Raw genomic sequence first — 636 nt, 5'->3', positions numbered from 1 at the left:
GCGAGCATGGCGCGCCGGTCGATATGGAGGCCTACCAGAACTTCCTCAAAGAGATCGGCTATCTCCTGCCGGAGGGACCGGATTTCTCCGTCTCGACTGCCAATGTCGATGCCGAGATCGCGACCATTGCCGGTCCGCAGCTCGTCGTGCCGGTGATGAATGCCCGCTATGCGCTGAACGCCGCCAATGCGCGCTGGGGCTCGCTCTATGACGCACTTTACGGCACCGACGCCATTGCCGATACGGACGGGGCCGAGCGCGGCAAGGGCTATAATCCGGCGCGCGGTGCCAAGGTCATCGCCTGGGCCCGGGACTTTCTCGATGCGAGCGCGCCGCTCGCGACAGGCCGCTGGAGCGACGTCGCCGCGCTTGCGGTCGACGGGTCGACTCTCTCGCTGACCTTGACGACCGGCGTCCGGACGACGCTTCGCGATACGGCGCAGTTCGCCGGCTATTCCGGCACCGCAGCGGCGCCCTCCGAGATCGCTCTCACCCAGAACAATCTGCACATCGTCATCGTCGTCGATGCGAAGACGCCGATCGGCCAGACCGATGCGGCCGGGATTTCCGACATCATCCTCGAATCGGCGATCACCACGATCATGGATTGCGAGGATTCGGTCGCCGCCGTCGACG

Annotated in this window: 1 pseudogene; it reads left to right on the top strand. The window is 65.4% G+C overall.

Annotation, left to right across the window (positions count from 1 at the left end):
- A pseudogene (locus CO664_RS30030) lies at positions 1-636 on the top strand (malate synthase G); the annotation flags it as partial.

This window comes from Sinorhizobium sp. NG07B, assembly GCF_002532005.1.
Taxonomy (GTDB): domain Bacteria; phylum Pseudomonadota; class Alphaproteobacteria; order Rhizobiales; family Rhizobiaceae; genus Sinorhizobium; species Sinorhizobium fredii_C.
This window is presented reverse-complemented; position numbering and strand designations above follow the sequence as displayed.